General features: G+C 58.9%; 24 protein-coding genes and 1 tRNA gene. 18 read left to right on the top strand and 7 right to left on the bottom strand.

Annotated features, from left to right (window positions below; translation table 11 throughout):
- The 3 genes from QQL64_RS03820 to QQL64_RS03830 all read left to right on the top strand — a co-directional run bounded on the left by QQL64_RS03820 (position 1) and on the right by QQL64_RS03830 (position 3,096).
- A complete protein-coding gene (locus QQL64_RS03820) occupies positions 1-921 on the top strand; it encodes a phosphoglycerate mutase (RefSeq protein ID WP_284396018.1) in 921 nt (306 codons plus the stop codon).
- The gene (gene recJ / locus QQL64_RS03825) at positions 918-2,639 is read left to right on the top strand and encodes a single-stranded-DNA-specific exonuclease RecJ (RefSeq protein ID WP_284396019.1); all 1,722 of its coding nucleotides are present in this window, start codon (positions 918-920) and stop codon (positions 2,637-2,639) included. Before QQL64_RS03820 ends, recJ begins: the two co-directional genes overlap by 4 nt.
- Positions 2,640-2,730: 91 nt before the next feature.
- Complete coding sequence (locus tag QQL64_RS03830) at positions 2,731-3,096, top strand: SpoIIAA family protein (RefSeq protein WP_284396020.1); 366 nt, start codon at positions 2,731-2,733, stop codon at positions 3,094-3,096.
- A gap of 28 nt (positions 3,097-3,124) precedes the next feature.
- On the opposite strand, the gene QQL64_RS03835 is transcribed toward QQL64_RS03830, so the two are convergent.
- Entirely contained in the window at positions 3,125-4,612 is a 1,488-nt protein-coding gene (locus tag QQL64_RS03835) for a DcaP family trimeric outer membrane transporter (RefSeq protein WP_284396021.1), read from the bottom strand.
- Between the two features lie 469 nt (positions 4,613-5,081).
- Between QQL64_RS03835 and asnB the strand changes: the two genes are divergently transcribed.
- From asnB to lysS, 4 genes are all read left to right on the top strand, one after another.
- Positions 5,082-6,758, top strand: a complete 1,677-nt coding sequence (gene asnB, locus QQL64_RS03840; protein ID WP_284396022.1) for an asparagine synthase B — start codon at positions 5,082-5,084, stop codon at positions 6,756-6,758.
- Between the two features lie 271 nt (positions 6,759-7,029).
- Positions 7,030-8,155, top strand: a protein-coding gene (prfB, locus tag QQL64_RS03845) for a peptide chain release factor 2 (protein WP_284396023.1) whose coding sequence is annotated in 2 segments (ribosomal slippage) — positions 7,030-7,104 and positions 7,106-8,155 — 1,125 coding nt in all. Because the reading frame shifts where the segments join, the coding sequence is not laid out codon by codon here.
- Between the two features lie 39 nt (positions 8,156-8,194).
- The gene (locus QQL64_RS03850; protein ID WP_284396025.1) at positions 8,195-8,521 is read left to right on the top strand and encodes a hypothetical protein; all 327 of its coding nucleotides are present in this window, start codon (positions 8,195-8,197) and stop codon (positions 8,519-8,521) included.
- Between the two features lie 109 nt (positions 8,522-8,630).
- Positions 8,631-10,148, top strand: a complete 1,518-nt coding sequence (gene lysS, locus QQL64_RS03855; RefSeq protein WP_284396027.1) for a lysine--tRNA ligase — start codon at positions 8,631-8,633, stop codon at positions 10,146-10,148.
- Between the two features lie 155 nt (positions 10,149-10,303).
- Here lysS and QQL64_RS03860 read toward each other — a convergent pair whose 3' ends face one another.
- Positions 10,304-10,990, bottom strand: coding sequence for a DUF2461 domain-containing protein (locus QQL64_RS03860; RefSeq protein ID WP_284396028.1), 687 nt, complete (start codon positions 10,988-10,990; stop codon positions 10,304-10,306).
- An 18-nt stretch (positions 10,991-11,008) separates the two neighbouring features.
- Entirely contained in the window at positions 11,009-12,454 is a 1,446-nt protein-coding gene (gene sbcB, locus QQL64_RS03865; protein WP_284396030.1) for an exodeoxyribonuclease I, read from the bottom strand.
- Between the two features lie 49 nt (positions 12,455-12,503).
- Here sbcB and orn point away from each other — a divergent pair, with 49 nt between their 5' ends.
- The 5 genes from orn (at position 12,504) to QQL64_RS03890 (ending at position 17,240) form a co-directional block, all read left to right on the top strand.
- On the top strand, positions 12,504-13,064 hold the full coding sequence (orn, locus tag QQL64_RS03870) for an oligoribonuclease (protein WP_284396032.1): 561 nt from the start codon (positions 12,504-12,506) through the stop codon (positions 13,062-13,064).
- 5 nt (positions 13,065-13,069) lie between these two features.
- On the top strand, positions 13,070-13,975 hold the full coding sequence (folP, locus tag QQL64_RS03875) for a dihydropteroate synthase (RefSeq protein WP_284396033.1): 906 nt from the start codon (positions 13,070-13,072) through the stop codon (positions 13,973-13,975).
- Between the two features lie 12 nt (positions 13,976-13,987).
- Positions 13,988-15,346: a phosphoglucosamine mutase gene (glmM, locus tag QQL64_RS03880; protein WP_284396034.1), complete on the top strand. Its 1,359-nt coding sequence runs from the start codon at positions 13,988-13,990 to the stop codon at positions 15,344-15,346.
- A gap of 134 nt (positions 15,347-15,480) precedes the next feature.
- The gene (locus QQL64_RS03885; RefSeq protein ID WP_284399636.1) at positions 15,481-16,416 is read left to right on the top strand and encodes an isopenicillin N synthase family dioxygenase; all 936 of its coding nucleotides are present in this window, start codon (positions 15,481-15,483) and stop codon (positions 16,414-16,416) included.
- Positions 16,417-16,538: 122 nt separating this feature from the next.
- Positions 16,539-17,240 (top strand): VIT1/CCC1 transporter family protein, encoded by a 702-nt coding sequence (locus tag QQL64_RS03890; protein ID WP_284396036.1) that lies wholly within the window; start codon positions 16,539-16,541, stop codon positions 17,238-17,240.
- Positions 17,241-17,286: 46 nt separating this feature from the next.
- Here the strand turns inward: QQL64_RS03890 and QQL64_RS03895 are convergent, their stop codons facing one another.
- Entirely contained in the window at positions 17,287-18,102 is an 816-nt protein-coding gene (locus QQL64_RS03895) for an SDR family NAD(P)-dependent oxidoreductase (protein ID WP_284396037.1), read from the bottom strand.
- A gap of 89 nt (positions 18,103-18,191) precedes the next feature.
- Here QQL64_RS03895 and tpiA point away from each other — a divergent pair, with 89 nt between their 5' ends.
- The 6 genes from tpiA (at position 18,192) to QQL64_RS03925 (ending at position 20,179) form a co-directional block, all read left to right on the top strand.
- A complete protein-coding gene (gene tpiA / locus QQL64_RS03900; RefSeq protein ID WP_284396038.1) occupies positions 18,192-18,941 on the top strand; it encodes a triose-phosphate isomerase in 750 nt (249 codons plus the stop codon).
- 28 nt (positions 18,942-18,969) lie between these two features.
- Positions 18,970-19,446 (top strand): preprotein translocase subunit SecG, encoded by a 477-nt coding sequence (secG, locus tag QQL64_RS03905; protein WP_284396040.1) that lies wholly within the window; start codon positions 18,970-18,972, stop codon positions 19,444-19,446.
- An 11-nt stretch (positions 19,447-19,457) separates the two neighbouring features.
- Positions 19,458-19,542: transfer RNA gene (locus tag QQL64_RS03910), tRNA-Leu, on the top strand.
- A 124-nt stretch (positions 19,543-19,666) separates the two neighbouring features.
- Positions 19,667-19,819, top strand: a complete 153-nt coding sequence (locus tag QQL64_RS03915; protein WP_284396042.1) for an Arm DNA-binding domain-containing protein — start codon at positions 19,667-19,669, stop codon at positions 19,817-19,819.
- The gene (locus QQL64_RS03920) at positions 19,761-19,946 is read left to right on the top strand and encodes a hypothetical protein (protein WP_284399783.1); all 186 of its coding nucleotides are present in this window, start codon (positions 19,761-19,763) and stop codon (positions 19,944-19,946) included. Before QQL64_RS03915 ends, QQL64_RS03920 begins: the two co-directional genes overlap by 59 nt.
- Entirely contained in the window at positions 19,943-20,179 is a 237-nt protein-coding gene (locus tag QQL64_RS03925; protein WP_284396043.1) for a hypothetical protein, read from the top strand. Before QQL64_RS03920 ends, QQL64_RS03925 begins: the two co-directional genes overlap by 4 nt.
- A gap of 111 nt (positions 20,180-20,290) precedes the next feature.
- On the opposite strand, the gene QQL64_RS03930 is transcribed toward QQL64_RS03925, so the two are convergent.
- The 3 genes from QQL64_RS03930 to QQL64_RS03940 form a co-directional block, all read right to left on the bottom strand.
- Positions 20,291-20,743, bottom strand: coding sequence for a hypothetical protein (locus QQL64_RS03930; protein WP_284396045.1), 453 nt, complete (start codon positions 20,741-20,743; stop codon positions 20,291-20,293).
- Positions 20,744-20,778: 35 nt separating this feature from the next.
- Entirely contained in the window at positions 20,779-25,269 is a 4,491-nt protein-coding gene (locus QQL64_RS03935; protein WP_284396047.1) for an RHS repeat-associated core domain-containing protein, read from the bottom strand.
- A gap of 585 nt (positions 25,270-25,854) precedes the next feature.
- Complete coding sequence (locus QQL64_RS03940; RefSeq protein ID WP_284396048.1) at positions 25,855-26,814, bottom strand: zinc-dependent alcohol dehydrogenase family protein; 960 nt, start codon at positions 26,812-26,814, stop codon at positions 25,855-25,857.
- Positions 26,815-26,824: the final 10 nt, after the last annotated feature.

The raw sequence follows: 26,824 nt of genomic DNA on the forward strand, positions 1-26,824 counted from the left end.
ATGACGGATATCTCGCCCCGACCTCTGGAGTGCTGGCTGCCGAACTTGCAGCGTTTCGAGCCGTCGCATCCTCTGCGTGCACTATGGACGCGAGCCCAGCGACTCGACGACGGCACCAAAGGTTATCTGCACGGCCTTTCGACCTATTTCCCATGCCGAGGTGGGATCCCTGCAGCGGCGCTCACGCGCGAATATCTGCTTGGCGACGCTGCCGATGCCTGCTGGCTCAGCGCCGACCCTGCCTGGGTGCAACCCGATCTCAGCGGTGCACGACTGTTGGCGTGCGGCCAATTGCAGTTGAGCATGGACGAAGCGCAGTCGTTGGCAAAACCGCTGAAGCCTGTATTCGGCGACGCCGGCATGACGCTGGAAATTTCATCACCCGACCGTTGGCATCTGCGCTTGTTCTCGCAAAGCCCATTGCCGGATTTTGCTGCGCCTGAGCAAGCGCTCGGCGAGGATCTCTACGAACATTTGCCGCAAGGACCCGATGGGCGACGCTGGCGTGTACTGCTCAACGAAGTACAGGTGCTGCTGCACCAGCATCCGGTCAACGCTGATCGCCGCGCGCGCGGTCTACCACCGGTCAACAGCCTATGGCTTTGGGGCGGTGGCACGTTGCCACAGCGCGTGACGACAACGCTGGCCGGTGTTATCGGCGAAGACCTGCTTTTGATCGCACTAGCGCGACGCGCGGGGATACCGGTGCAATCGCGCAACGCTGCCGTGGTTAGTGGCGCGAGTGCAGGCTGGTTGATCGATCTGCAAGATCAAACAGTGGACGACATCGCCAACATCTGGTGGCCGCTGCTGCAGACCGTAGCGAAACGTCAGCCGCTGACGCTCGCTTTTGCCAGCGGCGAGCGTTGGCTGCATCGTCCCTGGCATCGTTTGCGTTTCTGGCGCAAGGCGGCGCGATGAGGCCGTTGCAACTGCGACGACGGCCTCTGCTGGGCGAGCCGGCAGGGTGGGGCGACGCCGTGCCTTCCATTCTGCAGCGCATTTATGCGGCACGCGGCGTATTCGGCCCGGAACAAACCGAACACCGGCTGGCCCGGCTGCTTACGCCGCAACAACTGGGCGGCATGCAACAAGCGGTGGCCTTGCTGGCGCAAGCCATTCGCGATGATGTGTCTATCATTATCGCCGGCGATTACGACTGCGATGGCGCCACCGGTGCAGCGGTGGCCATGCGCGGCCTGCGCTTGCTCGGCGCGCGTCGTGTGGATTACGTGGTGCCCAATCGCTTCGTGCACGGCTATGGACTCACGCCGGAACTGGTGGCATCGCTGCCGGCGCACGCGCAGCTGATCGTTACCGTCGATAACGGCGTCGCCAGCGTGGCCGGCGTCGCAGCAGCAAAGGCGCGTGGCATGCAGGTGATCGTGACGGATCACCATTTGCCGGGTGAGTATTTGCCTGCAGCGGATGTCATCGTCAATCCCAACCTGCACGACGACGGTTTTCCGAGCAAGGCGCTGGCAGGTGTCGGTGTGATGTTTTATGTGCTGCTGGCTTTGCGCGCGTACATGCGCGAGCAGGGCAGTTTTGCGGCGAATACGGAGCCGGATCTTTCCTCGCTGCTCGATTTGGTGGCGTTGGGAACGGTGGCCGATCTGGTGCCGCTCGATTTCAATAACCGCATCCTGGTCGAGGCGGGCATGAAGCGGTTACGCGGCGGCCGCGGTTGTGCGGGCATCGTCGCCTTAATCGAAGCCAGCCAACGTAGTGTTTCGACCCTGTGCACCAGCGATCTGGGTTATGCCCTCGGGCCGCGCTTGAACGCGGCGGGTCGATTGGAAGACATGCGTCTTGGTGTGGAATGCCTGCTCACCGATGACCCATCTCAAGCACGTCACTATGCCGAGCTGTTGAGTTCGATCAACCGGGAACGACGTGATCTGCAGGCGTCGATGGTGGCCGAAGCGGAATCGATGGTGGCCAGCGCGGCCAATGTCGATGCGCAGCTGGTCGGCGTGAGTTTGTTCGAGCCGAGCTGGCACGCCGGTGTGGTGGGTCTGGTTGCATCCAAGCTGAAAGAACGGCTGCATCGACCGGTGATCGCGTTTGCACCTGCCGGCGAGGATGATCCCGATCATCTGCGCGGTTCGGCGCGTTCGATTCCCGGTTTCCATATCCGCGATGCGCTGGCTGTTGTCGATGCGCGGCATCCGGGTTTGATCGAGCGCTTCGGCGGCCACGCCATGGCCGCCGGGCTCAGCCTGCGCACGCAGGACTACCCGCGCTTTGCCGCCGCCTTCGACACCGTGGCGCGCGAATGGTTGAACGAGGAACAGCTGCAGGCTGTGCTTTATACCGATGGGGAAATGCCTGCCGGAGCGCTCACCCTCGATATGGCGCGGCTTTTGCGCTTCGCCGGCCCCTGGGGGCAAGCCTTCCCCGAGCCCGTATTCGACAACCGTTTCGAATGCTTCAGCTGGCGCCCTATGGGCGAGCGGCATCTGCGCCTGAGCCTGCGCGATCCGCGCGACGACAGCTTGCACGATGCGGTGATGTTCAACGTCTACGACGGTCAACCGCCACCGACAGTCATGCGCGCGGCCTACGAGTTGACCATCAACGACTGGCAGGGCCGCGAATCGCCGCGGTTGCTATTGCGGCATATGGAGCCGTTGTGACCAAGCGTTAACGCAGCCTTGTGTTTAGCCACTTGTATTCCGGCGTAAATGGGGTTTGGATAGCGCTATACGAGCATGAAGGAGCGCCATCATGATCGAACAACTCCCCAATCTTCCGGCAGGCATCATCGGTTTTCGCATGCGCGGACTGGTCACCGCCGACGACTACGAGAGCGTGATGGTGCCGGACATCGAAGCGGCGTTTGCGCTCAACCGCAAGCTGCACATCGTGGTGCACATAGGCGACGATTTCACGGGTTTCGCGCCGGGTGCGATGTGGGATGACGTGAAGCTTGGCTTCCGCCATATCTCCGGTTGGGAACGCACCGCACTGGTCACCGATGTGGGCTGGGTGCGCGTCATGTCCAGCATGTTCGGATTCGCCATGCCCACCCATTTCAAGCTTTTCACCAACGCCGAGCTTGACGACGCGCTGCGCTGGATTGCGCAACCCTAACGACTCCTTGCGGCCACTCTGCGCGGCGTTATTTTATGAAGCTGTACTGTAGCGAGCCCTGGATGCGGGTGTCGTCGTTATAACGGTTGTCCTGTTCCAGCAATCGGCCGTGCAGCAGCTCCAGTCCCACCGTCAGCGTGGGTACCGGACTCCAGATCAGGTTGGCCGCGCCGTAATAGCTGTCGTGAAAATCGTAGGTGGCCAACCAGGGCGACTGCTGGATGCGCGCCACGCCGTAAACGAGATTGCTGCGCCAGTTGCCACCCCAGTAATGCGTATAGGCGGCATAAGCACCCCAACCGGTGAGTGCGTGAAGCTTGCCATCAGGTCCGACCACGGCATCCAGGTTCAGACCGCCGGTGTCAGCGATATAGCGCGCGATGCCTTTCCCCCAATTGGTGCCGAACATCAGCAGATCGCTGTAGCTGGAAAACGTACCCATCTTGAACGAACTGGTCAGCGAGGCGCCGCCTCCCAATACGCTCCGGCTTTCTTGGTAGTTCGTATAACCCAGTTCCCGCAATACGCCGCCGAGTTGTAGATGACCCCAGTCATGCTCGGTGCGGCCGACCAAGATCAGATCGGGCGCATGTTGCGTGCCATGCACGTTGCTGCCGATGGCGTAAGCGCTGACCTCGGAGGATGGCTGTTCGGCGGCAATCGTCACGCTGTTGGTTTCGCTAAGACGGAAAAATTGATGGATGCCCGCCTGCCGCGGCGCGATGGCACCACCGGGGCCGGCGAAATCCAGGGTGTCAGGCAGCGCATCCGTATCGGTATAGGCCGACCAGCCGAAACCGGCATACGTATTGCCGAGCTGGCCATAGGCCTGGCGCATGCGAAAGCCATACGCGCCGTTGCCGCCGCCGTAGAAGTCGCTCTCGAAATAGAAGCGCATGCTCTCATCGAAAATGGTCGGTCGCCGTATATCCAGGTTGAAGCGGGTCTGTCGCGCCTGCATGTTGAAGTTGCCACTGTCGTTGTGTGGTGCCGGCACGGGAATGGCGGATGTGGCGAAGAAATCCGGCGTGCCGATGCTGCCGGTGTCGTAGATCGTGTCGAGCTTGGCGTAGCCGCCTAAGCGGACGATGGTCTGAGTGCCGGGAATCCGCACAAAACCCTTTAGATCAGGGTCGGTAGGAGGCGCTTCGTTGTCGATGCGCGAAGCCGAATCGGCGTTTTCCGAAACACTTTGCTGGGGCGGCAGTGGCGAGCGTGTCGCGTCGCCCATTTGCATGGCGTCGACCTGTTCGGTGGGCACGGCCGTGAGCGCGGTAGCTGGTGTCGTTGTCGTAGGTGGAGCAGGGGACGGTGCGACAACGATAGCGGCCGGGGGCGTCGGTTGCGCCGGCTTGGTTTGTTCCGCTTTCAGCGCCTTTACTTCGGCCTGCAATTCCTTCACGGTTGCCTGCAGGTCGTCCACTTCTTTCTGCAGCTTGCGCGTATCGCTTTGCGCGAACGCCGGCGACAGGGCGGCCAACATCAGCAAACCACTCAAACCCTTCATCGTTCCCATCGTTCGCTCCTTAATGAATGAACGGGTGATCCGCGTGGCGGACCGTTGGGTGATGTCATGTGCGGGTGTTTCGACGACTTGTGTTGTCCCCAGTACCACTTGGTTGGGCGGCGGCTCCGCGCCGGCTACGGCAGGAAGGCATGCAGTTGAGCAAGCTCCGGGCTACAGCAGCGTGAAGATCGGGCGACGCTCAAATCGCTGTATCACGGTTATTACAGCTTGCGCGCAGAAACAGCTTGTGGTCTAGTCGGGCTATGAACGCTTCCGTCGCTCGCCAACTTGCCTGCATCGCCGCTCCTGCGGCGGGTGCGCTTGTGGCTGCGAACGGCCTGAATAACAACGCCAATAATACTCCCCGTCATAACGGGTGGGCCGGCGTGTAGACGAAAGCGACAGACATACACACGCAAAAGGGCCCGCCAAGTGCGGGCCCTTTTTTTATGCCGTTCGACCCACCGAGGAACCTGTCATGTGTGCCATTTTTGGAATGTTCGACCTGCAACCCGGGGATGACCTGGCGGCGTTACGCCTGCTCGCGTTGGAACAGTCGCAGCGCCAGCGTCATCGCGGGCCGGACTGGAGCGGCGTATTCGTGGATGCCGGGGTGATCCTGGTGCATGAACGTCTGGCCATCGTCGATCCGGCCAGCGGCGCGCAGCCGCTGCGTTCCCGCGACGGTCATCTGGCGCTGGCGGTCAACGGCGAGATCTACAACCACCGCGAGTTGCGCGCCCAAAGCGATTACGACTTCACGACCGGCTCGGACTGCGAAGTGATCAACGCGCTCTACCAGCAACACGGTGCGGATTTTCTCGGCAAGCTCAACGGTATCTTTGCGTTCGCCTTGTGGGATGGCCATGCGCAGCGCTACCTGATCGCCCGCGATCCGATCGGCGTCTGTCCGCTTTATTGGGGCCACGACGCGCAGGGGCGGCTGTGTGTCGCTTCGGAAATGAAAGCGTTGGTGGGTATCTGTGCCGACGTTGCGCCATTTCCGCCGGGGCACGTGTACGACAGCGTCAGCGGCGAGTTGAAGCGCTATTACAGTCGCCCCTGGCGCGACTACGCGGCAACCAAAGGGCAGTCGCCAGCGCCGGGCGAACTACGGCAGGCGTTCGAGCAGGCCGTGCATCGCCAGCTGATGACCGATGTGCCTTACGGCGTGTTGCTGTCGGGCGGCCTGGATTCTTCGTTGGTTGCCGCCTGCGCTGCACGCTTTGCGCGTGAACGTGTCGAAGACGACGATCGCAGCGAAGCGTGGTGGCCGCGGCTGCATTCCTTCGCCATCGGTCTGGAAGGCTCGCCCGATCTCGCCGCCGCGAAAATCGTGGGCGACGCGTTGGGTACCGTGCATCACGGCTTTGTCTACACCTTCTGGGAAGGTCTGGACGCGTTGCCGGAAGTGATCCGGCACATCGAAACCTACGACGTCACCACCATCCGCGCTTCGACGCCGATGTATCTGCTGGCACGTCGCATCAAAGCGATGGGTGTGAAGATGGTGCTGTCGGGCGAAGGTTCGGACGAAATCTTCGGCGGCTATCTGTATTTCCACAAAGCGCCCTCGGCCGAAGCCTTTCACGAAGAAACCGTGCGCAAGCTGGATGCCTTGCATAGCTACGATTGTCTGCGCGCCAACAAGTCGATGATGGCCTGGGGTGTGGAAGCACGTGTGCCATTCCTCGATCTGGAATTCATGGAAGTGGCGATGGGCATGGATGCTGCGCACAAAATGGCGGGGAAGGGGCGGATCGAGAAAGCCGTGTTGCGCGAAGCGTTCGACGGCGCGTTGCCGGAATCGATCCTGTGGCGTCAGAAAGAACAATTCAGCGACGGTGTGGGCTACGGCTGGATCGATGGCTTAAAGGCGCATGCCGAGCAGGCCATCAGCGATCGCGAATTTGCCGCTGCGGCGGCGCGCTATCCATTCAACACGCCGGCGACCAAGGAGGCCTATTTGTATCGCCGCATTTTCGAGAAATATTTCCCGGGCGAAGCCTGCGCTGCAACGGTGCCGGGCGGCAAATCGATTGCGTGTTCTTCGCCCGCTGCGTTGGCATGGGATCCGGCGTTTGCTGCGATGGCCGATCCGTCTGGGCGGGCGGTGCGCGATGTACACAGTCATGCGCTGGATACGGTGGTGTAGTACGTGTGCTTGTCGAGTGAAACACTGATCCTTCTCCCTCCGGGAGCACGCGGGGAGAGCGCATGGATGTGCTCAGCTCTGAGGAGCGAGGAAGGTGCCCGAAGGGCGGATGAGGGTGCGATCGAAGCGTCTTATTGAAGTCTTGAGCGGGATTTCAATAATGCGCTTCGATCGTACCCTCACCCCAACCCCTCTCCCGCAGGGAGAGGGGCTACGTTGCGGGTATCTATCTGATATCCTGAGAGGTCACCATGACAGCCCATTATTTCGAATGATCGAGACCAATCCGATCCTCGCGCAGATCGCGGACCTCAAAGGCCGCATCGAGTCGCTTAGGGGGTATCTTTGACTACGCCACCAAGCGTGAGCGTCTAGAAGAAGTAAGCCGCGAACTGGAAAGCCCCAACGTCTGGGACGATCCGCCGCGCGCGCAGGAGCTGGGCCGCGAACGCGCCCGCCTCGACACTATCGTGAGCGGTATCGACCGCATCACCGCCGGCTTGGCCGATGCGGGTGAACTGCTGGAAATGGCTGCCGCCGACGGCGACGAGGCCACCGTGCAGTCCATCGTGACCGACGTCGGCCGGATCGAAGCGCAAGTGGGCAAGCTGGAATTCCAGCGCATGTTCTCCGGCAAGATGGATTCGGCCAACGCCTTCGTCGATATCCAGGCTGGCGCCGGCGGTACCGAAGCGCAGGACTGGGCCGAAATGCTGCTGCGCATGTATCTGCGCTGGTGCGAGGCGCGCGGCTGGAAAACCGAGCTGATGGAAGTGAGTGCGGGCGAAGTGGCCGGCATCAAATCCGCCACGTTCCGGGTGGAAGGCGACTATGCCTACGGCTGGCTGAAAACCGAAATCGGCGTGCATCGCCTGGTGCGCAAGAGCCCGTTCGATTCCGACAATCGCCGCCACACCAGCTTCACCTCGGTCTTCGTGTCGCCGGAAGTCGACGACGATATCGACATCGACATCAACCCGGCCGACCTGAAGACGGACGTGTACCGTTCGTCCGGTGCCGGCGGCCAGCACGTGAACAAAACCGAATCGGCCGTGCGTATCACCCACGTCCCATCGGGCGTGGTCGTGGCCTGCCAGACCGAGCGCAGCCAGCATGCCAACCGCGACCGCGCCATGAAGATGCTGGCGGCGAAGTTGTACGAGCTCGAGATGCAGAGGCGCAACGCGGAGAAGGATGCGCTGGAAGCCACCAAGTCGGACATCGGCTGGGGCAGCCAGATCCGCAACTACGTGCTGGATCAAAGTCGCATCAAGGATCTACGTACCGGCATCGAACGCACCGATACGCAGAAAGTGTTGGACGGCGACTTGGATGAATTCGTCGAGGCCAGCCTGAAATCCGGCCTGGACGCCGGCGCCAAGCGCGTCGACGCGTGACGGATGGATATACCTGACCACCGATCGAGGAGTCACAGCATGAACGCCAAGAAGGTCTGCGGAACCCTGTTCGCGTGTGGCGCGTTCGCGCTGTTCAGTCACGCTGCAAACGCAACGCCCAGCGGCTTGGGTCAGGACATCAAGCAGGATACGAAGGCGGCCGGGAAAGGTATCGGCAACGGCGCGCGCGACGTCGGGCACGCGACCGCGCATGTGGCCAAATCCATCGGGCATGGCGCGAAACAGGCCGGCCAAGGCATCGGGCACGGCGCGAAAGAAGTCGGTCATGGCATCGCGCACGGGACGCGCGAAGGCTGGGATGCGACCAAACACGCGGTCAAGCAGGTATTCCACAAGGGCGACTGACGCACAGCACCGCTCCAGAAGAAAACCATCTCGCGTCGTTCGGCAACCAAGCGATATATAACGAGGCTCTCGGCAACCGGCGCGAGCGCCGGCATCAAATGGAATCTCCATGAGTGAAGCAACCGACAATCCGATCATCGACGAGAACAAGCTGATCGCCGAGCGCCGCGAGAAGTTGACCGCGCTGCGCGCGCAAGGCGTGGCGTTCCCGAACGACTTCAAGGTCGATAGCTTTGCTGGCGACTTGCAGGCCGAGTTCGCCGACAAGGATGTGCACACCGCAGAAGCCATCGAGGCCGCTGCGCGTCATGTGAAGGTGGCCGGCCGTATCGTGCTCAAGCGCGTGCAAGGCAAGGTCAGCTTCGTGCAGATACAGGATTTCAGCGGACGCATCCAGCTGTTTATCCATGCAGGCACCGTCGGCGATATATACGAAGCCTTCAAGGGCTGGGACGTGGGCGACATTGTCGGTGCCGAAGGCGTGCTGATGCGCACCAAGACCGGCGAGTTGTCGATCAAGGTCCATGTGTTGCGTTTGCTGACCAAGAGCCTGCGACCGCTGCCCGACAAGTTCCACGGCCTGGCCGACGTGGAGCAGCGTTATCGCCAGCGCTATGTCGACCTGATCGTCACCGAGGAAGCGCGCCGTACTTTTGCATTGCGCTCAAAGATCATCGGTTATATGCGCCAATGGCTGGAAGCCGAGCCGCGGCGCTTTATGGAAGTGGAAACGCCGATGATGCACATCATCCCTGGCGGTGCCACGGCGCGCCCGTTCGTCACGCATCACAATGCGCTGGATATCGACCTGTTCCTGCGCGTGGCGCCGGAGCTCTACCTCAAGCGCCTGGTCGTGGGTGGCTTCGAGCGCGTGTACGAGATCAATCGCAATTTCCGCAACGAGGGCGTGTCCACGCGGCACAATCCCGAGTTCACCATGCTGGAGTTGTATCAGGCTTACGCCACCTATCACGAGATCATGGATCTCACGGAGGCGGTGATTCGCGACACGGCCAAGCAAGTGCTCGGCACGACGGAGCTGACCTGGGAAGGCACAAACATCGATGTCGGTCCGGCCTTCCGTCGCTGGCGCATGGAAGATGCCGTGCTCGAACACAACCCAGAGATCAAGCGCGAAGATTTACGTAACCGCGAAGCGATGGCTGCGCATGCCAAGCGGCTCGGTGCGCAGGTGAAGCCGGGTTATGGCTGGGGCAAGTTGTTGCTGGAGATCTTCGAGAAGACGGTCGAACACACCTTGGTGCAGCCCACCTTCATCATCGACCATCCCGTCGAAGTGTCGCCGCTCGCTCGCGAGAACGACACCGACAAGGGCATCACCGATCGCTTCGAGCTGTTCGTCAACGGCAAAGAAATCGCCAACGGTTTCTCGGAGTTGAACGACCCGGAAGACCAGGCTGCGCGTTTCCAGGCACAGGTGGATGCGAAGGATTCGGGCGACGACGAAGCCATGCACTTCGATGCCGACTATATTCGTGCGTTAGAAGTGGGCTTGCCGCCGACGGGCGGTCTCGGTATCGGTATCGATCGATTGGTGATGTTGCTGACCAATTCCTCGTCGATTCGCGATGTGTTGTTGTTCCCTTACATGCGTCCCGAAGCGTGAAGCGTTTGCCCTTCTCCCTTTGGGAGAAGGTGCCCAGAGGGCGGATGAGGGTGCGAGCGGAGCGTTGAAGCCATTGAAGCGGAAATATTCAATATCACGCGAGCCCCGTACCCTCACCCCAACCCCTCTCCCGGCGGGAGAGGGGCTTCAAAAGATCAAAAATCCAGTTCCTGCGACGCACAAAGATAATCAATCATCGGCGCAATGCGCTTGAAGCTTGCCACCATATAAGGCAGCAACTCCGCCGAGCAGGCGAGCGACTCTTCGAATTGTTCGCCAGCAGCAAAGTCCTTGCGCTTCAGATCTTCGATCAACTCGTGATCCGGATCGAAACCGCGCGGCGGTCGCGTTAGCGATTCGCCCCAGAACGCAAAATGATCCCGAAATGCTTTGCCCTGCGTGGCGCGCTTCCATGCCGCCGGATTATCCGCAAGAAAAGCGCGGAGGCGTTTCAGCGCGTCCGGTTCGGGATGCCACATGCCGCCGCCGATAAAACAATCGCCTGGCTTGATGTGCAGATAAAACGAGGGTGCCGGTATCTCGTGTCGACGCTCGTGGAAGAAGCGCGCACTGGCCCAAGGCTTATAGGGGTCCTTGTCACCGGAAAAGCGTGTGTCGCGGTAAATGCGAAACAGCGATCCGCCGTTCTTGCGCGGATCGGCCCGAAAGTGCTCGCTGATTTTCGCCAGTGGTGTCTGCAGATCGGTGATCAACTCAAGAAACGGGTCGCGGACATCTCGTTCGTAATCGGCCTTATGCGCAAGAAACCACTCGCGGTTATTGTTGCGATCCAGTGCGCGCAGAAAGCGAAACGTTGCGGTCGAGAAATAAGCACGTGGCATGGTTTTCGGTTCCGTATGTCAGGCGGCAATGCCGGCTTCGATGGCGAGTTGTTCGCCCCAGGCTTGCAGTTGGTCGAGCAGGGCGAATTTATCGCCTTGAGTGGAGTCGTTGCGCAAGGTACTGAGTTGGGCGAAGTATTCGTCCAGCGTCAATGTGGTCAGCGGCGTCGGGCGCGTCAGCCGTTCGCGACGGAACGTTTCCCAGCGTTCGCGTTCGTCCGGCGCCAGGGTTTCGGGCCAGTTGCGTGCGCGGTAGCGGAACAGCAGTTCGGCGTAGCGTGCATCGCGAAAGCCGAAGTTGCGTTGGCCTAACTGATCCGGTGGCGTGGCGCGTACCTCACGCAGAAGACGCTTGTCGGCGTCGGGCAGAAAACCACTATAGAGCGCCAGCTCCGGATCTTCAGGGGGCGGCAATGCGGTGGCGTGCTGGAAAACCTGACGCAGCTTGTCGCTCAGTCCGGCAGCGGCGCGTAGCTGGTCGGCGTGCGCTAGGCAGCGATCCAGATCAAGCTGCAGCCGCTGCATATCCACGCCCTTAAGTACTGACAGCGGCGCCAGTGCGGGCGAGCGGTTGGCGTGTATGGTGCGTAGCGGAATGCGCTCGACACCCTCGGGCAGGTCGGCGCGTGCGGTGAAGATCCGGTCGGCGATGTCCTCGGGCTCCAGCGCCAGCAAGTCGGCGGGATCCTGCGCCAGGTCGTACACGATGATCTCGCCGGACCGGCCGGGGTGCACCGCTATCGGTACGATCACCGCCAGGCAATGGCGGCTGGCCGGATACCGTGACGATACGTGCACCAGCGGCGTCATGTTCGTCACATCGAGCAGCTCGAACACGCGCTGCTTGCGGCGCAACCCGTAATGCCAATCCCACAGGCGCGGTTGACGTACTCGGACCAGGCGCGCCAGATCGATCAGTGCATGCACATCCGACAGCGCGTCGTGCGCGCGCTCCTGTTGCAGATGATTGGCGCTGGCCAGATGTTCCAGCTTGAAACTCGGCATACCATCGTCGCGGGTTGGCCATACGATCCCTTCTGGGCGTAGCGCGGCGCACATGCGCACCAGGTCGATCAGATCCCAGCGCGAATTGTTGTTTTCCCACTCGCGCGCATAAGGCTCAAAAAAATTGCGGTAGAACAGCTGGCGCGAAAATTCGTCGTCGAAACGCAAGGAGTTGTAGCCCACACCGCAAGTGCCCGGCGTGGCCAGCTGCTCGTGTACTCGCGCGGCGAAGTCGGCTTCGACGACGCCATCACGTTCGGCCTGTTGCGGCGTGATGCCGGTGATCAGACAGGACTCGGGGCTGGGCGGCATGTCCCTTGGCGGCTTCCCGAAGAACATCACGGGCTCGTCGATGATTTCCAGCTCCATCGTCGTGCGGATGCCGGCGAACTGAATCGGCCGGTCGCGCCGCGAATCCGTGCCAAAGGTTTCGTAGTCGTGCCAGAAAAAGGTCTGCATCACCAGATCATCGCATGCGAGCCTGATAGACTGCGCGCCGGGAGGGCGCATGAGCCAAGTCAACGAAGACAATCTCATCTGGATCGACCTGGAAATGACGGGTCTGGATACCGACAACGATTCCGTACTGGAAATCGCTACCATCGTCACCGACAAAGATCTGGCTATTCTGGCCGAAGGCCCTGTCTTCGCCATTCGCCATGAGGTGACGCGTCTGGAAGCGATGGACACCTGGAACCGTAACCAGCACCGCCGCTCGGGCCTATGGGAACAAGTGCTCAGCTCAGCCGCCAATCATGCCGAAGCGGAGCGGGCGACGCTGGAGTTTCTCAAGTCATGGGTGGCTCCGGGCAAGTCGCCGATGTGCGGCAATTCCATCTGCCAGGACCGTCGCTTCCTGCATCGCCAGATGCCGCAACTCGAGCGCTTTTTTCACTATCGCAACCTCGACGTCTCCACGCTGAAAGAACTGGCGCGACGCTGGGCCCCGGCGATTGGCCGTGGCTTTAATAAGGAGTCCGCTCACACCGCGCTGTCGGATATCCGTGATTCCATCGATGAATTGCGCTATTACCGCCAGTTCATGGGCCCGCTGGGCGGTATGGAGTAAGCCACATGTCCGCCGATCTATTTGCCACGGTGCTCGATTGCAACGGCCGTCCGTTGACGCTGGACCGTCCGCGCATAGTCGGCATCATCAACGTCACGCCCGACTCGTTTTCCGATGGCGGCCAGTTCGAGGATATGGATGCCGCCGTGGCGCACGGCTTGCGTCTGGCGGAAGAGGGGGCGGACATGCTGGACGTGGGCGGCGAGTCCACGCGGCCGGGTTCCGCTGACGTACCCGTCGAGGAAGAACTACGCCGTGTGTTGCCGGTCATCGAGCAATTGATCGCGCGCACGTCGCTGCCGGTTGCTGTAGATACGTCCAAGCCGGAAGTGATGCGTGCGGCAGTCGCCGCTGGCGCCGGTATGATCAACGACGTGTACGCATTGCGCCGCGATGGTGCGATGGACGCCGCAGCTGAAATGCGAGTACCGATATGCCTGATGCATATGCAAGGCGAGCCACGCAGCATGCAGGACGCCCCGCATTATGACGACGTGGTCGGCGAGGTGCACCGTTTTCTCACCGATCGACTGTTCGCTTGTGAGCTGGCCGGTATCGATCGGCGCAAGGTGATGGTCGATCCCGGCTTCGGCTTCGGCAAAGAGTTGGAACACAATCTGGCCCTGCTGCGCCGGTTGGGGCGCTTCGCCGATCTCGGCAGCGGGGTTTACGTGGGCCTCTCGCGCAAATCAATGATCGGCACACTCACCGGCCGCAAACATCCCGCCGAGCGGGCGGCCGGTTCGGTTGCCGCGGCGCTGATCGCGGTTCAGCATGGCGCGTGCATGGTACGCGTACATGATGTAGCCGCCACCGTGGATGCCCTGAAGGTATGGCACGCTGTGCAATCGGGCGACAAGCCCGAACGGCGGGACACACCTAAGGCGCCGCGCTGGCCGGATGACGAATAGGTAAGGTAATCGATGAATCAACGCAAATACTTTGGTACCGATGGCATTCGCGGCCGGGTTGGGCAGTGGCCGATCAGCGCGGATTTCATGCTGCGCCTGGGGCGCGCGCTTGGCGTGGTACTCAGCGCGCAGAAAAAAACGCCGGGTCGTCCGCTGGTACTCATCGGCAAGGACACCCGCGTTTCCGGCTACATGTTCGAATCGGCGCTGGAAGCGGGCCTTGCTGCCGCCGGCGCCGACGTTCGTCTATTCGGCCCGATGCCCACGCCTGGGGTCGCGTACCTCACGAGCAGCCTGCGCGCCGATGCTGGTGTTGTGATTAGCGCGTCGCACAACCCACATCACGATAACGGTATCAAGTTCTTTTCCGCGCGCGGCGAAAAACTTTCCGACGAGATCGAACAGGCGATCGAGCGGGAAACCGACGCGGAATTCACCACCGTCGATTCCGAAAATCTCGGCAAGGTCGTACGCGTTACCGATGCGGTGACACGCTACGCCGAATTCTGCAAATCCACCGTGCCGGAAGATTTCAGCCTCGCCGGCATGAAGATCGTGCTGGATTGCGCGCACGGCGCCACCTATCAAGTGGCTCCCAAAGTGTTCGCAGAGCTGGGTGCCGAGTTGCACGTGATCGGCGACAAGCCGGACGGCTTCAATATCAACCACAACGTCGGTTCCATGCATCCGCAAACGCTGCAGCGCGCGGTGCTGGATCATCACGCCGACATTGGCTTTGCTTTCGATGGCGACGGCGACCGCGTACAGATGGCCGACCGCGATGGCATCATCGGCGATGGCGACGACATGCTTTACGTGCTGGCGCGCAGCTGGCGTACACGGGGCATGCTCAAGGGGCCGGTCGTCGGTACGTCGATGAGCAACTTCGGTCTGCAACGGGCACTGGCCGATATCGGTGTGGACTTGATCCGCGCCAATGTCGGCGATCGCTTCGTCTTGCAGCAGCTGAAAGAACACCAAGGCATATTGGGCGGCGAAACGTCTGGTCACCTGTTATGCCTGGACCGCGCCACCACGGGTGACGGCATCGTCGCCGCACTGGCGGTGCTCGAAGCGTTGAAGCTTAGCGATCAGGACCTGGCGACCGCGCGCGAAGGCTTGCGCAAGTTGCCTCAGGTGATGATCAACGTGCGCACACCCGGCGCTCGCGAAGCGCTGCAGAGCGATGCGGTGCGTAAGGCATTGTCGGAAACCGAGCAGGCCCTGCACGGTCGCGGACGCGTGGTGTTGCGCGCATCGGGTACGGAACCGCTGGTGCGCGTTACGGTGGAAGCTGCCGACGCAGTCGAAGTTAGGCAGATGGCCGAACGGCTTGCGGAAGTCGTAAAATCTTCAGCCGAACGCTCGTGAACCAATAGAGCACGCCCCTCACCAGGCGGGCTTTAATCCAGGTCGCCAAGGAATAGGCCCGACGTGTACCGCGCAGCAGTAGTGGACTACACATCGACACACGCCAGCCTGTGGACAAGCTTATGGACGCATCCATCAAACGGGTTCCGACGCTAGACATTCGACGTTACGACTCCGATCGTGCGGCGTTCGTCGCTGAACTAGGCGCTGCCTACCGCGAGTTCGGTTTCTGCTGCATCAGCGGCCACGGCATGTCGCCCAAGCTGATCGATGGCGCTTACGACGCCTTCGAGCGTTTCTTTGCGTTGCCGCCCGAAACCAAGATGAAGTACCACATGCCTGGCACCGGCGGTGCGCGCGGCTACACGCCATTCAAGATCGAAACGGCGAAAGACAGCCGTTATCCCGATCTCAAGGAGTTTTGGCATATCGGCCGCGAAATGTCGCGCGATTCCAAATTCGTGGACGTCATGCCGCCTAATTTGTGGCCAGCCGAGGTGCCAGGCTTTCACGAATACGGTTACGAGCTGTATGAATCGCTGGATCTTCTCGGTAGTCGTGTACTGCAGGCGCTGGCCTTGCACATCGATTTACCCGAAGACTATTTCGAGGACAAAATCGATCAGGGCAATTCCATCCTGCGCCCGATCCATTACCCGCCGATCACCGAGGAAAACATTCCCAACGTGCGCGCGGGCGCTCATGAAGACATCAACTTCATTACCCTGCTGGTCGGCGCCAGTGCCGAAGGCCTGGAAGTGCTCACGCGCGAAGGAAACTGGCTGCCGATCACTACCGAGGGCGATGCCATCGTGGTGAATATCGGCGACATGCTGCAGCGGTTGTCCAACCATGTGTATCCATCGACCACGCATCGCGTGGTGAATCCGCAGAATGCCAATGCGCGCAAGCCGCGTTATTCCGTGCCGTTCTTCCTGCACCCCAATCCGGATGTGATGCTCGATCCGCTGCCACAATGCATTACGCCCGACAATCCACGCCGCTACGACACCTCGATCAGCGCGCATGAATACCTCATGCAGCGCCTGCGCGAGATCAAGTTGATCTAGTCGAAACGCTGCCCGCGTTTTATGTCGCGCCGCCTTGGTGCGAAAGACAATGCGTGTGTTTCTCATTGCGTCATCTATCGGCGCTTGCGGTTACATTAGCGCGCATCTCACGGAGCGTTGCCATGGCCGCCAAGCATCATCACACCGAACGACACTTCACCTCTTCCGACGTGGTGCGCGATCTGGTTATCGGCATGGCCGATGGACTCACCGTGCCGTTCGCACTGGCGGCAGGTCTTTCCGGGGCCGTGGTAGCCAGTCGCATTGTGGTCGTGGCAGGGGTGGCGGAAATTGCAGCCGGCGCGATTGCGATGGGCCTCGGCGGCTACCTTGCCGCACGCGGCGATGCCGATCATTACGACGCCGAGCGCCGGCGCGAAGTGCGTGAAGTGCGCGAGCTGGCGCGCGAAGAAGAACACGAGATCGAGCAGATCTTCGCCCACTACGGCCTCGATCGCGAGGCCTGCAAGCCGGTGCTTGCTCATTTCCATCAAGATCATGAAGCCTGGGTGGACTTCATGATGCGTTTTGAACTGGGCCTGGAAAAACCGCAGCCCGGGCGTGCATTACGCAGCGCGCTGACCATCGGTGGCGCCTACGTGATCGGCGGCCTGGTGCCGCTGGCGCCCTATATGCTGATCGAAGGCTTGCAACCGGCGTTACGGGTGTCCGTGATTTGCACACTGATTGCGTTGGCCCTGTTCGGTGCCGCCAAGAGCCGCTTCACCGGCATCGGCATGTTGCGCGGCGCTGTGCAGACCGTACTCGTGGGCGGTCTCGCTTCAGCGGCCGCTTTCTTCCTCGCTCGCTGGATTGGTGGTTAAACCTTTCCGCTTACGCAACCCACCGCCATAGGGCAGCAAGAAAATCTCAGTGTGACGAATCCTGCGCGCGATACCGGCGCGATTGCTTGGCCGACATCCGCAGCGCCAGCTTGTCCGGCATCAACTTGAATACACTTTTCACCGTGCGATTGAAGCGGCCTGTCACATAGACGGCGTCGCCACGTTCCACCGCGGCGATGCCTTCCTGCACCACTTGCTCTGCGCTTTGCCACATGAAATCAGGCATCTTGTTTACCAACGGGCGCGTACCGGTGACATCGTGAAATTCCGAACGCGTAAAGCCCGGGCATAGCGCACAGACGTTGACGCCCGTCGCTTCGTTTTCCAGCGCTAGCGACTGCGAAAACTTGATCATGTACGCCTTGCTCGCCGCATACAGTGTGTGGCCTGCCGAACCCGGCACATGCCCGGCCAGCGATGCCACATTGACGATGCGCCCATACCCGCGCTCGCGCATACCGCCGATCAATCGCCACGCCAGTTCGGTAGGCGCTGTGACTAGCACGCGCAGAAAATCTGCATGCACGGTCCAATCGCTCTGATCGAAGCGACCGGGCACGCCATAACCCGCGTTGTTGATCAGCCAATCCACTTTCAACCCGCGTTGATCCAGTGTCTGGCAAAGTTTCTCTACAGCATGCGGATCGGCCAGATCGCTGGTTAGCACCGTCGCATTTACACCGTGTGCCGCCTGTAGATCGGCCGCCAGTGTTTCCAGGCGGTCGGTGCGCCGTGCGGTAAGCACCACATCGTGACCACGCGCTGCCAGGGCGTGGGCGAAAGCGGCGCCGATACCTGCTGAAGCGCCGGTAATCAGGCTGAGCGGGCGGGCTTGAGTCATGAATCTGTTTCCTGGCGAAGGGGAGGGCGCGTTGCCGTGCCCGGGTGTGGTAGTTAAGCTTGCCAGCTTTCATTGCAACGGATGCGGCCATGCGCAAGAAACTCGTCGCCGGTAACTGGAAAATGCACGGCAGCCGCTCGATGGCGGAGGGCCTGGTGCAGGAGATCGCGCAGGCCAAGCCGACCGATATCGATGTCCTGGTATTCCCGCCGTTCCCGTACCTCGCCACGCTTACCGCCACCTACGCCGGCTCGGGTCTGGGTTTCGGCGCTCAAGACGTGAGCGAGCACGAGGGGCAGGGGGCCTATACGGGCGAAGTAGCCGCGGCCATGGTGGCGGACGTCGGGGCCCAATGGACCCTGGTCGGCCACTCCGAGCGCCGTCAATACCACGCCGAAAGCAATGAGCAGGTGGCCCGCAAATTTGCCGCCGCACGCGCCGCCGGGCTCACGCCGATTCTGTGCGTGGGCGAGACCCTGGCTCAGCGCGAGGCCGGTGAGACGGAAGCCGTCATCGCCCGCCAGTTGCAGGCCGTGCTGGCGCTCAGCGGTATCGCCAGCTTCGATACCGCCGTGATCGCCTACGAACCCGTCTGGGCGATCGGCACGGGCCGCACCGCCACGCCCCAGCAGGCCCAGGATGCGCACGCATTCATCCGTAGCCAACTTGCGCAGGGGGATGCTATGATTGCCCGTCTGACTCGGCTGCTTTATGGCGGCAGCGTCAAGGCGGTCAATGCTGCAGAGCTCTTCGCGCAGCCGGACGTGGATGGTGGTTTGATCGGTGGCGCTTCGCTTGTTGCGGCCGATTTCCTCGCTATCTGCAACGCCGCCCACTGAGCATCACCGAACCCTTACGCGAGACACCATGTTCGTCATCTTCAGCGTGTTCTACATCCTGATCGCTGCATCGATGATCGTGCTGATCCTGATGCAGCGCGGCGCCGGCGCCGATGCGGGTTCCGGCTTTGGCGCAGGTGCCTCGGCGACGGTTTTCGGCGCCCGCGGTTCCGCCAACTTCCTGTCGCGCTCCACCGCCGTGCTGGCTGCCCTGTTCTTCGCGCTCAGCATCGCCATGGGCATGTACCTGAAGATGCACGGCGGCGTGGCTCCGCAGAAAACCCAAAACAGCGATCTCGGCGTGATGGCAGGCCTTGGCAACAAGCCCGCCGCCGCGCAAAATGCGCAACCCGCTGCCCCGGTTCCGACCCAGGCAGCCGTTCCGGCCCCGGTCGCACCGGCAGCAGGCAATGGCGATGTGCCAGCCGCTCAACCGGCCCCGGCCAAGGCGGGCGACGTCCCGGCAGCCACCGCTCCGGCGTCGCCATCGTCGAGTAAGCACTAAACAAAACACCTGCCCAGGTGGCGGAATTGGTAGACGCACTACCTTGAGGTGGTAGCGACGCAAGTCGTAGGGGTTCGAGTCCCCTCTTGGGCACCAATAAGAAGTCCGATACGGTCCAATAAAGACCAAAAAGACTAAAGAAACCCGCCACTCAGGCGGGTTTTTTGTTGCCCATTGTCCGACCGCGTCCAACGCGGACGGCGGCGGCCTCTACCTGTTGGTGAACCCGAACGGTTCCAAATGGTGGCGCCGGAACTACCGCATTGCCGGTAAGCGCAAGACGCTGAGCATGGGCACCTATCCCGAAACGACCCTTGCCGAAGCCCGGGGCAAGCACGCAGCTGCTCGAAGGGTTGCTGGCGCAGGGGATTGACCTCAGTGACGAGAGGCAGGAGGCCAAGCGCCAGCGGGTCGAGGCGCAGAAAGCTGCAACCGATACCTTCGAAGCGGTGACTCGCCAATGGATGGCTCGCGAGCATGAAAAGACGGTGACACGATGACCGGCCACGGCTTTCGAGCTATGGCGTTCAGCCGACTCAATAAGATGGGCTGGGACGGACGGGCGATCGAACGCCAGCTAGCGCATGCCGAGCCCAACGAAGTGAAGGGTGCGTACAACTATGCGGCGAAATATCTGGATGATCGCAAACGCATGAAGCAGGCTTGGGCGGACTATATAGACGCATTACATGCTGGCGCAAAGGTGATCGGGATCAAGACGAACACAGCCTGAAGTTCGGGTATAGCGCTAGAGTCTAGATAAGGCTTGGCCAGAGCGTCGTTTCCACGACAGCATAGTTATCTGAACGAAAAGCACGCGGCTCTAATAGACCTCATCTTGACGTCAATTTTCAACCGAATCTAATGGTCTGTCATTCGGGCAAAACGCATCGTTTAGCGAATGATTCGTCCAGCCGACACCCAGATAGTAAATGGTCCTAGAGCCAGTTTGTTGCGTATTAAGGATCACACTTACTGCACCTTTGCAGAACTTGATCCAAGCGTTTGGTTCAGTCATCTCACTCGTATCAGCGAGATGCCATCCGAGCGGTGGCAGCGCCTTTTGATAGTAATCAAAGACGGATTTGGAAGGTCGCGTCGTACTGTAGTTACGCGCAACCTTCCAAACGCCGCCACGTTCAACTGTGCTGATTTCGTTGACAGGAAAATCACCTTCGGCAACAGGGATAGTGTCGAAGTCCGCTCTAAGAGCGGACTTCGACGGTTGTCCAGGTAGCACTCGATTGGCGTCATATCGACCTGCTACATGCGCAAAAATTGCGAGCAACGCAATCATGCCTATATAGCCTAAGACGTTGTAGCTCCCTTTACTCACCAATGGATACCTAGCTGACCAGTTTGCTGCGCATAGCTGTAGCCAGCCCCGAGGCCGCCTAAGCCAAATCCCATTTCTATGGCAGTTCCGCTTGAGTTATGTACGAAACCTCCGCCTACGCCATCATAAAATGAACCACTCAATGACCCGCCGTTGACTAAGTCATTTACATTTTGGCCTGTGTGGCATGGGTTCAATAAAAAACCGCCCATGATGGAAAAGCCCCAGTTTTTTCCGCTCGCAATGGATTTCGGAGTGCCAAACGTGAACCCTCCAGAACTGAATACAGCACCGGTCCTCGTTAACGTGTAGCTAAACGAAAACACTGATGGAACAGTCACGCTCAATTCGACGTAATCGGGTGCGTAATTAGAGCCAATTTGCATACAACCTTTAGCTGTTAAGCCGGCGCATAAATCTGTGTCGGCTCTAAGCCCAAGGCTATCAACATTAGTAATCGGATTGTTGTTTACGTATGCGTATGTATTGACCCCACCGTTCAAGCCAATTGGATCCGACTCTAGGTAGCGACCATCACTTGAGTCATAGTCGCGGAATCCATTACTCCAGTTACCCGTATTCGAGTCATAAACCTGGCCAGGCAAGCCAATGTCTACGTCAGCTATCCCGTTGGTTACGATAGCTCTATCGAAGCCATAGTTTTGCGCGCGCCAAACTACCGAGCCGCCGCTATTGGTGATTTCTTCGGGACGCCCTAAGTGGTCGTCATGCATGTAGTACAAAACTGGGGTGGCACTACCAATCTGATTGAGTAAGCCGACGGGTTGCCCATTTAGATAAATGTACCAATTGACGTTGACGCTTCCAGAAGGGGGAGCCGTTGCTTCGCTTATCAACTCCCCGTTCAATCCGTAGCCATACAGCCACAGCCCAAGCGGGCCATTACGAAAAACTGTGCGGCCTAGCCCGTCAACTTGGTACGTGGTGGTTCCAGAGGGGTATGCAGGGCACTGGTAGTTGGTTTCGCAGTTGGTCAGAGATGCGCTTCTTGCAACGCTATTTAAGCGGTTGAAGCCATCGTAAGCGTAGGTCGTAGTTACGTCATTTACCGTGTCAGTTGCACGATTTCCATTTCCATCATACGTGTAGGAATGAGAGCCTCGAGACGTTACGCGGTTGTTCGTCGACGGAATGCTGACTGCATCGTTTGTCATCCAGTTCTGTGCAGTGCGATTTCCATTCGTGTCGTACGTCAATGCAATCGGCGCAGGTCCCGTCTGGCTGGTCAACCGATAAAGATTGTCGTAACCAAAGGTCTGTGACGCAGATGGATACACGGAGTTAGTAATGCCGGTTATGCGATCCACGTTGTCCCACGAATATGTGAGGTTTTGGATGGCGGTCGAGCTCAGCATCGATTTAATGGACGTCAGACGTTCATCCTGGTCGTACGTTTGCGTGCGCACAATGCCGTTTCCATACGTCCAGCTTATCGGTCTCCGCATGGCATCATATTTGACGTTCGACACAACACTGCCATTTTGACCGCTGAATTGAAGACCCACGTTCGTCACTTGGTCATCAGTCCAGCCGTAATTGACGGTATACGACGAGCCATTAATCATCTGGGTAAGACGATTCATCTCGTCGTAATTGAATGTCGTAACGGACGATCCAAGGAAAGTCCTATCAGTGCGAGTATTGACGAGTCCTTCTATTGTGTAAGTTAAGGTTGATGACCCCCCACCGTTCTCTCCTGCGTACGAGCAGAGATGTCCCAGGCCATAGGTGCAAGAGTCGTACGTGTATTCATAGGTTTGAGACCCTGCTGCCATTGAGGTGACACGGTTGAGCGTGTCATACGTATACGTGGTGGCAACACCATTATTGTAAGTTCTAGAACTGAGCCTGCCGTACGCGTCATGCGAAAAGCTTGTTTTTCCGCTGTCAGGTATGCTCACGGCCCATAGTTGACCAAAGCCATCGTATGAGTAATTGGTGACCAGGCCCCGAGAGTCGGTCGTTGCTAATGGTTGGTCCCCAAAGTCGTATTGGTAAAGAGTCGACTTTCCGTTTGCGTCAATAACGTACTGTATGCGGTTATCTGAATCGTACTTGTACTTGGTTACATTGCTGGCCGTGTCTGTAACGGTAGAGATATTCCCATTGGGGTCATAAGTTATGGTGCGGCTCTGACTATTGTTCCCGCTTTTGACGATCGCACGTCCTAATTCGTCGTAGGACGTATGAGTCGTGTAATCCGGACTAGTCAACCCTCCCCGTGTCCAGCTGGTGCCCGTCACATCACCGTTAGCATCATAGGAATAGGCCTTCACGATGGATGCGCCGGAAGGTCCCGTCCATGTCGAAGATGTCAACTTAAAATCGGCGTCATACGAATAAGACGTACTCTCCCCGTCATAGTCAACGACGCGCGATAGATTTTGCGAGTTGGCATCATAGTAGTAGTACTTGGTGTACGTAGTTCCGTTGTGAGCGTGAGAGGTGGTTGTCAAGCGTCCAGCATTGAAGGTGTAGTTGCTTACATCACCGTTTGCTGAGGTGACTGTTTGCGCCAAGCCATTGCCGGTGATATTGCTATATGTTGTTGACTGGCCAAGGGCGTTCTTAACGCTAGTCTGAAAGCCATCACTGTTGTAGTTGTAAGTGATGGTATTGGCGTTATTGGGGGAAGGAAGGGTAATCGTCTTGCTCGTAACCATTCCATTTGACGCCAGCGCATAGCTATATGTCGTGGTTTGGGTTTGATTAGCTACGCCATTGCTTGTCAAATTTGTCGTTGTAGTTGACTGCGGCCTGCCCTGTGCATTGTAAGCAAACGACATCTCTTGATATCCAACCACCGTAACCGATTGCAGTCGATCAGTGCCAGGGGTAGGGTCCCAGGTGTAATTTGTCACACGCTGATAGGCACCTGGGCTTTCGATCGTTTGCTGCAGAAGTCCGTTGGCGCTATATGTGTATTTGATGACGTTTCCATTATTGTCAGTGGAGGACGCCATGTTGCCATTAGAGTCGTAAGTAACGCTTGCGTATGAGGCTGAGCAGTGGGCAGATGCGTTACCCGTAACCGACGTCAATAGTCCGCTGGAGTTGTACTGATAGACGGTCACATGACCAAGAGGATTGGTTACCGTCGCGACTGGCCCCGTGCTATTCGAGCTATAGACAATCGATGTCTTCTGCGTGCCATCGGCCATACTCGTCGAGTTGGCTTTACCGTTGCTATCGTATGTAGTTAAGTCGTGAGCAACGCCGTTGTAGTCAACTTCGGTCAATTCATTTGCGATGGAATTGCCTGGCGCCTGCTGATATTTGTATGAAACGGTTGTAGTAGGCGACCCCGGATACGTGACGGAGTTGATCAAGCCAATACTACTGAGTCCAGGTTGGGTGTTGCTGCTCTGATAGGTGTATACGTTTGAGGCAGGATCGGTGACCTGGACTTGAATGTTGTTGCCGCTTTGTTGTGTTTGCACAATGCTGTAGGACTGACCCGATGTGTGAGTCACTACAGTGGTCGATTGATTTGGATGGCTGACTGTCCAGCCCACACCGGCAAGATCCTTTATCGTCAGTAGCTGTCCTGATGCATTAAAGGTAAGGGCATGAGAGTCCTCATCCTGAACCGTATAGGTGCCATTTGCGTTGTAAGTCAGAGTAGCGGTTGCAACTGCTGTAAATGGTCCGACATTCGGAAATGAATTAACCGTGTCGAGACCGTTGGCCAAAGGGGTGGGATTTGTCGTTGGAAAGCTGATTTGTGATCCATCCGGACGAATGAATGTGATGGCACTGCAGCGGCCAGGAACACCTGTCTGCCCAATCCAATTACAGTTCGTTCCGGATAATAAGAAGTCGATGCTATCTGCCCACGTTCCCGCATTGTCGGTAGTGCCTAGAAACTTCGAGTTATAGAATCGCTCGAATGTCAGCCCCATTTCGCCTGGTAGCGAAAACTCCATCACGGACACGGCCTTATTGCCCGTGCTCATCATGATGGGATCACCTTGATTGTCTGGGCAAGGGTTCGAATTTTGAGTCTTTTTGCTTGTCGGGGCCTTGCTCGCTGGCGTGTGTATAGAACCACCGCCACTCGGGCCTATGCCCACGGGTTCGATCATTGGCCCCGTATATCCCGCCCCGGGGCCCAGCGTGATCTGGGTGGGGTAGACAGAGGGAGGGATATAGCCAGGCACAATCACGGGTGGCAAAGTGGGGATGTCGCTGCCACCACCATCGCCACCGCCACCGCCGCCGCCGCCGTTATTGTTGTTATTCGTGGGAATCGAATCATCGGCATGAGCAACGCTTACTAACTGGTTATTGATTCCGGCGACTGCAACCAGTCCAGCCAGAGCTATAGCCAATTTGGAATTTATTCGACTCGGTCGACGTTGGATATGCTTGGCGGCAAGTGTCCGCACATTGAGCAGAGCGTTGGTTTCCGTCGTACTCGCGCGCACAAGACCGAAGAACTTGGAAAGATTCGAGATCTTTGCCATGACTATTCCCTTGTTTGAAGCCGAAGTAAGAAAGCGCCCAACGTCCTAGAGGTTGCCGCTCTGGCATCGCGCTATGAGAGATGGTGATCGTCTTTTCTGGCGGAACTTAGCCAGTATCGAATAGGGGCTCGCGAAAAATCGAGGCGACGAAGTACTGCGACGAAACGTCCATATCGAGCGTCATCATGTTTTCCCCTGAGCCGCTATGCTGGATAACGTTGATGCGGTGAGAGTTGCTCTCGAACCGCATGGCGGAGAACTCTGCGCCCGCAAGTGAATTTATGTCAATCCCGTAATTGGGATTTGGCGCAAAATTTTATGTTGTTCCAAATTGGTTGTAGGTGCTTTCTTACAAGCTCCGCGCACAGTCCCCCGCGATGCGCAAGACGCCCCGAACGAAATCCATTAGCGTTCCCTGTTACTCACGACAAGCCGGTGCAACATGCCGATCGATTGGTGATCGATTTGTGATGGCTGCTATAGCAAATCTTGGCCCAGATTTTTGCGCGATCATTTGTAGGATGTTTCCTACAATGACTGCTAATCACGCGAGCGAATCATTCCTTGGTCAGATTTCTCATGGGACTACGAGAAATCAAGAAGGACTTTTCCGCCCTGCTGGACGTGCTCTAGCGCATCCTTGATTTTGGCAATCGGGTAAACGGCGGCCACCGGAACGCGCAGCGCGCCGGAAGCGATTAGGGGAGCGGCCTCGATCTGCGCAGGGAGCACTTTCGAGAGATAGTCGTAGTCACCCAAGTAGAACCCTTTAACCGTCAGATGTTTTCCGATCAACTGAAGCGGGTTTATCGCAAGCGGCTGACCGGTCGCGGCGGCATAGGTAACAAGTACACCGCGATCGGATAGCAGTTGGATCAACGTATCCGTAGCACCGCCTCCGACAGAATCGACCGCAAGGCGGATCGCATCCTTGCCGACCGTCTGAACAGCCTTCGCAACGGAAGCTGGGTCATCCTTGAGGACAATGTCTCCACCAGCCTGCTTCATTTCGTCAATGAGTTCGTCACGCCGAACGAGATTGATGGTCCGAAAGCCACGCTTTTTCGCGATCGCGATCAATGAACGTCCGACGCCCGAGTTTGCGCCGTTCTGAACGATCCAATCCCCAGGCTTGAGATCGGTGTACTCACTTAAAAGCAGCGCAGCCGTGGGTGGGTTACTGCCGAGCTGTGCGAGCTGCAACGGATCTGCAGCAGGTAGCGCAAATAGAGTCTTTGCTGGCGCGAGTATTTGCTCGCTCCATGTAAGGCTTAGGACTGGCGCTAGAACTCGATCGCCCACTTTGACGTTCTCGACATCCGGCCCAACAGCGGCGACACGGCCATAGCCCTCGTTGCCGACGACCGTGGGCGCGGCGGGACCGCCGAAGTACCCGCCCATGAAGAGAAGGTCATGCTTGTTCAATGGCGCAAGTTCGATCTCGATCAGTACCTCGCCCTTGCCTGGAGCACCGGGTGAGGGGACATCTGCGAGATGCAAGACGTCTGACGGGTTTCCATAGGCTGAGATTTGCAGGGCACGCATGGGCTTTTAC

The sequence above is a fragment of the Dyella lipolytica genome (assembly GCF_030160075.1).
Lineage (GTDB): Bacteria > Pseudomonadota > Gammaproteobacteria > Xanthomonadales > Rhodanobacteraceae > Dyella_B > Dyella_B lipolytica.

What these genes read in the sequence shown, in the direction of transcription:
- QQL64_RS03820 (WP_284396018.1), top strand. Translation starts at nt 1, where the DNA reads ATGACGGATATCTCGCCCCGACCTCTGGAGTGCTGGCTGCCGAACTTG.
- recJ (WP_284396019.1), top strand. Translation starts at nt 918, where the DNA reads ATGAGGCCGTTGCAACTGCGACGACGGCCTCTGCTGGGCGAGCCGGCA.
- QQL64_RS03830 (WP_284396020.1), top strand. Translation starts at nt 2,731, where the DNA reads ATGATCGAACAACTCCCCAATCTTCCGGCAGGCATCATCGGTTTTCGC.
- QQL64_RS03835 (WP_284396021.1), bottom strand. Translation starts at nt 4,612, where the DNA reads ATGGGAACGATGAAGGGTTTGAGTGGTTTGCTGATGTTGGCCGCCCTG.
- asnB (WP_284396022.1), top strand. Translation starts at nt 5,082, where the DNA reads ATGTGTGCCATTTTTGGAATGTTCGACCTGCAACCCGGGGATGACCTG.
- QQL64_RS03850 (WP_284396025.1), top strand. Translation starts at nt 8,195, where the DNA reads ATGAACGCCAAGAAGGTCTGCGGAACCCTGTTCGCGTGTGGCGCGTTC.
- lysS (WP_284396027.1), top strand. Translation starts at nt 8,631, where the DNA reads ATGAGTGAAGCAACCGACAATCCGATCATCGACGAGAACAAGCTGATC.
- QQL64_RS03860 (WP_284396028.1), bottom strand. Translation starts at nt 10,990, where the DNA reads ATGCCACGTGCTTATTTCTCGACCGCAACGTTTCGCTTTCTGCGCGCA.
- sbcB (WP_284396030.1), bottom strand. Translation starts at nt 12,454, where the DNA reads ATGCAGACCTTTTTCTGGCACGACTACGAAACCTTTGGCACGGATTCG.
- orn (WP_284396032.1), top strand. Translation starts at nt 12,504, where the DNA reads ATGAGCCAAGTCAACGAAGACAATCTCATCTGGATCGACCTGGAAATG.
- folP (WP_284396033.1), top strand. Translation starts at nt 13,070, where the DNA reads ATGTCCGCCGATCTATTTGCCACGGTGCTCGATTGCAACGGCCGTCCG.
- glmM (WP_284396034.1), top strand. Translation starts at nt 13,988, where the DNA reads ATGAATCAACGCAAATACTTTGGTACCGATGGCATTCGCGGCCGGGTT.
- QQL64_RS03890 (WP_284396036.1), top strand. Translation starts at nt 16,539, where the DNA reads ATGGCCGCCAAGCATCATCACACCGAACGACACTTCACCTCTTCCGAC.
- QQL64_RS03895 (WP_284396037.1), bottom strand. Translation starts at nt 18,102, where the DNA reads ATGACTCAAGCCCGCCCGCTCAGCCTGATTACCGGCGCTTCAGCAGGT.
- tpiA (WP_284396038.1), top strand. Translation starts at nt 18,192, where the DNA reads ATGCGCAAGAAACTCGTCGCCGGTAACTGGAAAATGCACGGCAGCCGC.
- secG (WP_284396040.1), top strand. Translation starts at nt 18,970, where the DNA reads ATGTTCGTCATCTTCAGCGTGTTCTACATCCTGATCGCTGCATCGATG.
- QQL64_RS03925 (WP_284396043.1), top strand. Translation starts at nt 19,943, where the DNA reads ATGACCGGCCACGGCTTTCGAGCTATGGCGTTCAGCCGACTCAATAAG.
- QQL64_RS03930 (WP_284396045.1), bottom strand. Translation starts at nt 20,743, where the DNA reads ATGATTGCGTTGCTCGCAATTTTTGCGCATGTAGCAGGTCGATATGAC.
- QQL64_RS03935 (WP_284396047.1), bottom strand. Translation starts at nt 25,269, where the DNA reads ATGGCAAAGATCTCGAATCTTTCCAAGTTCTTCGGTCTTGTGCGCGCG.
- QQL64_RS03940 (WP_284396048.1), bottom strand. Translation starts at nt 26,814, where the DNA reads ATGCGTGCCCTGCAAATCTCAGCCTATGGAAACCCGTCAGACGTCTTG.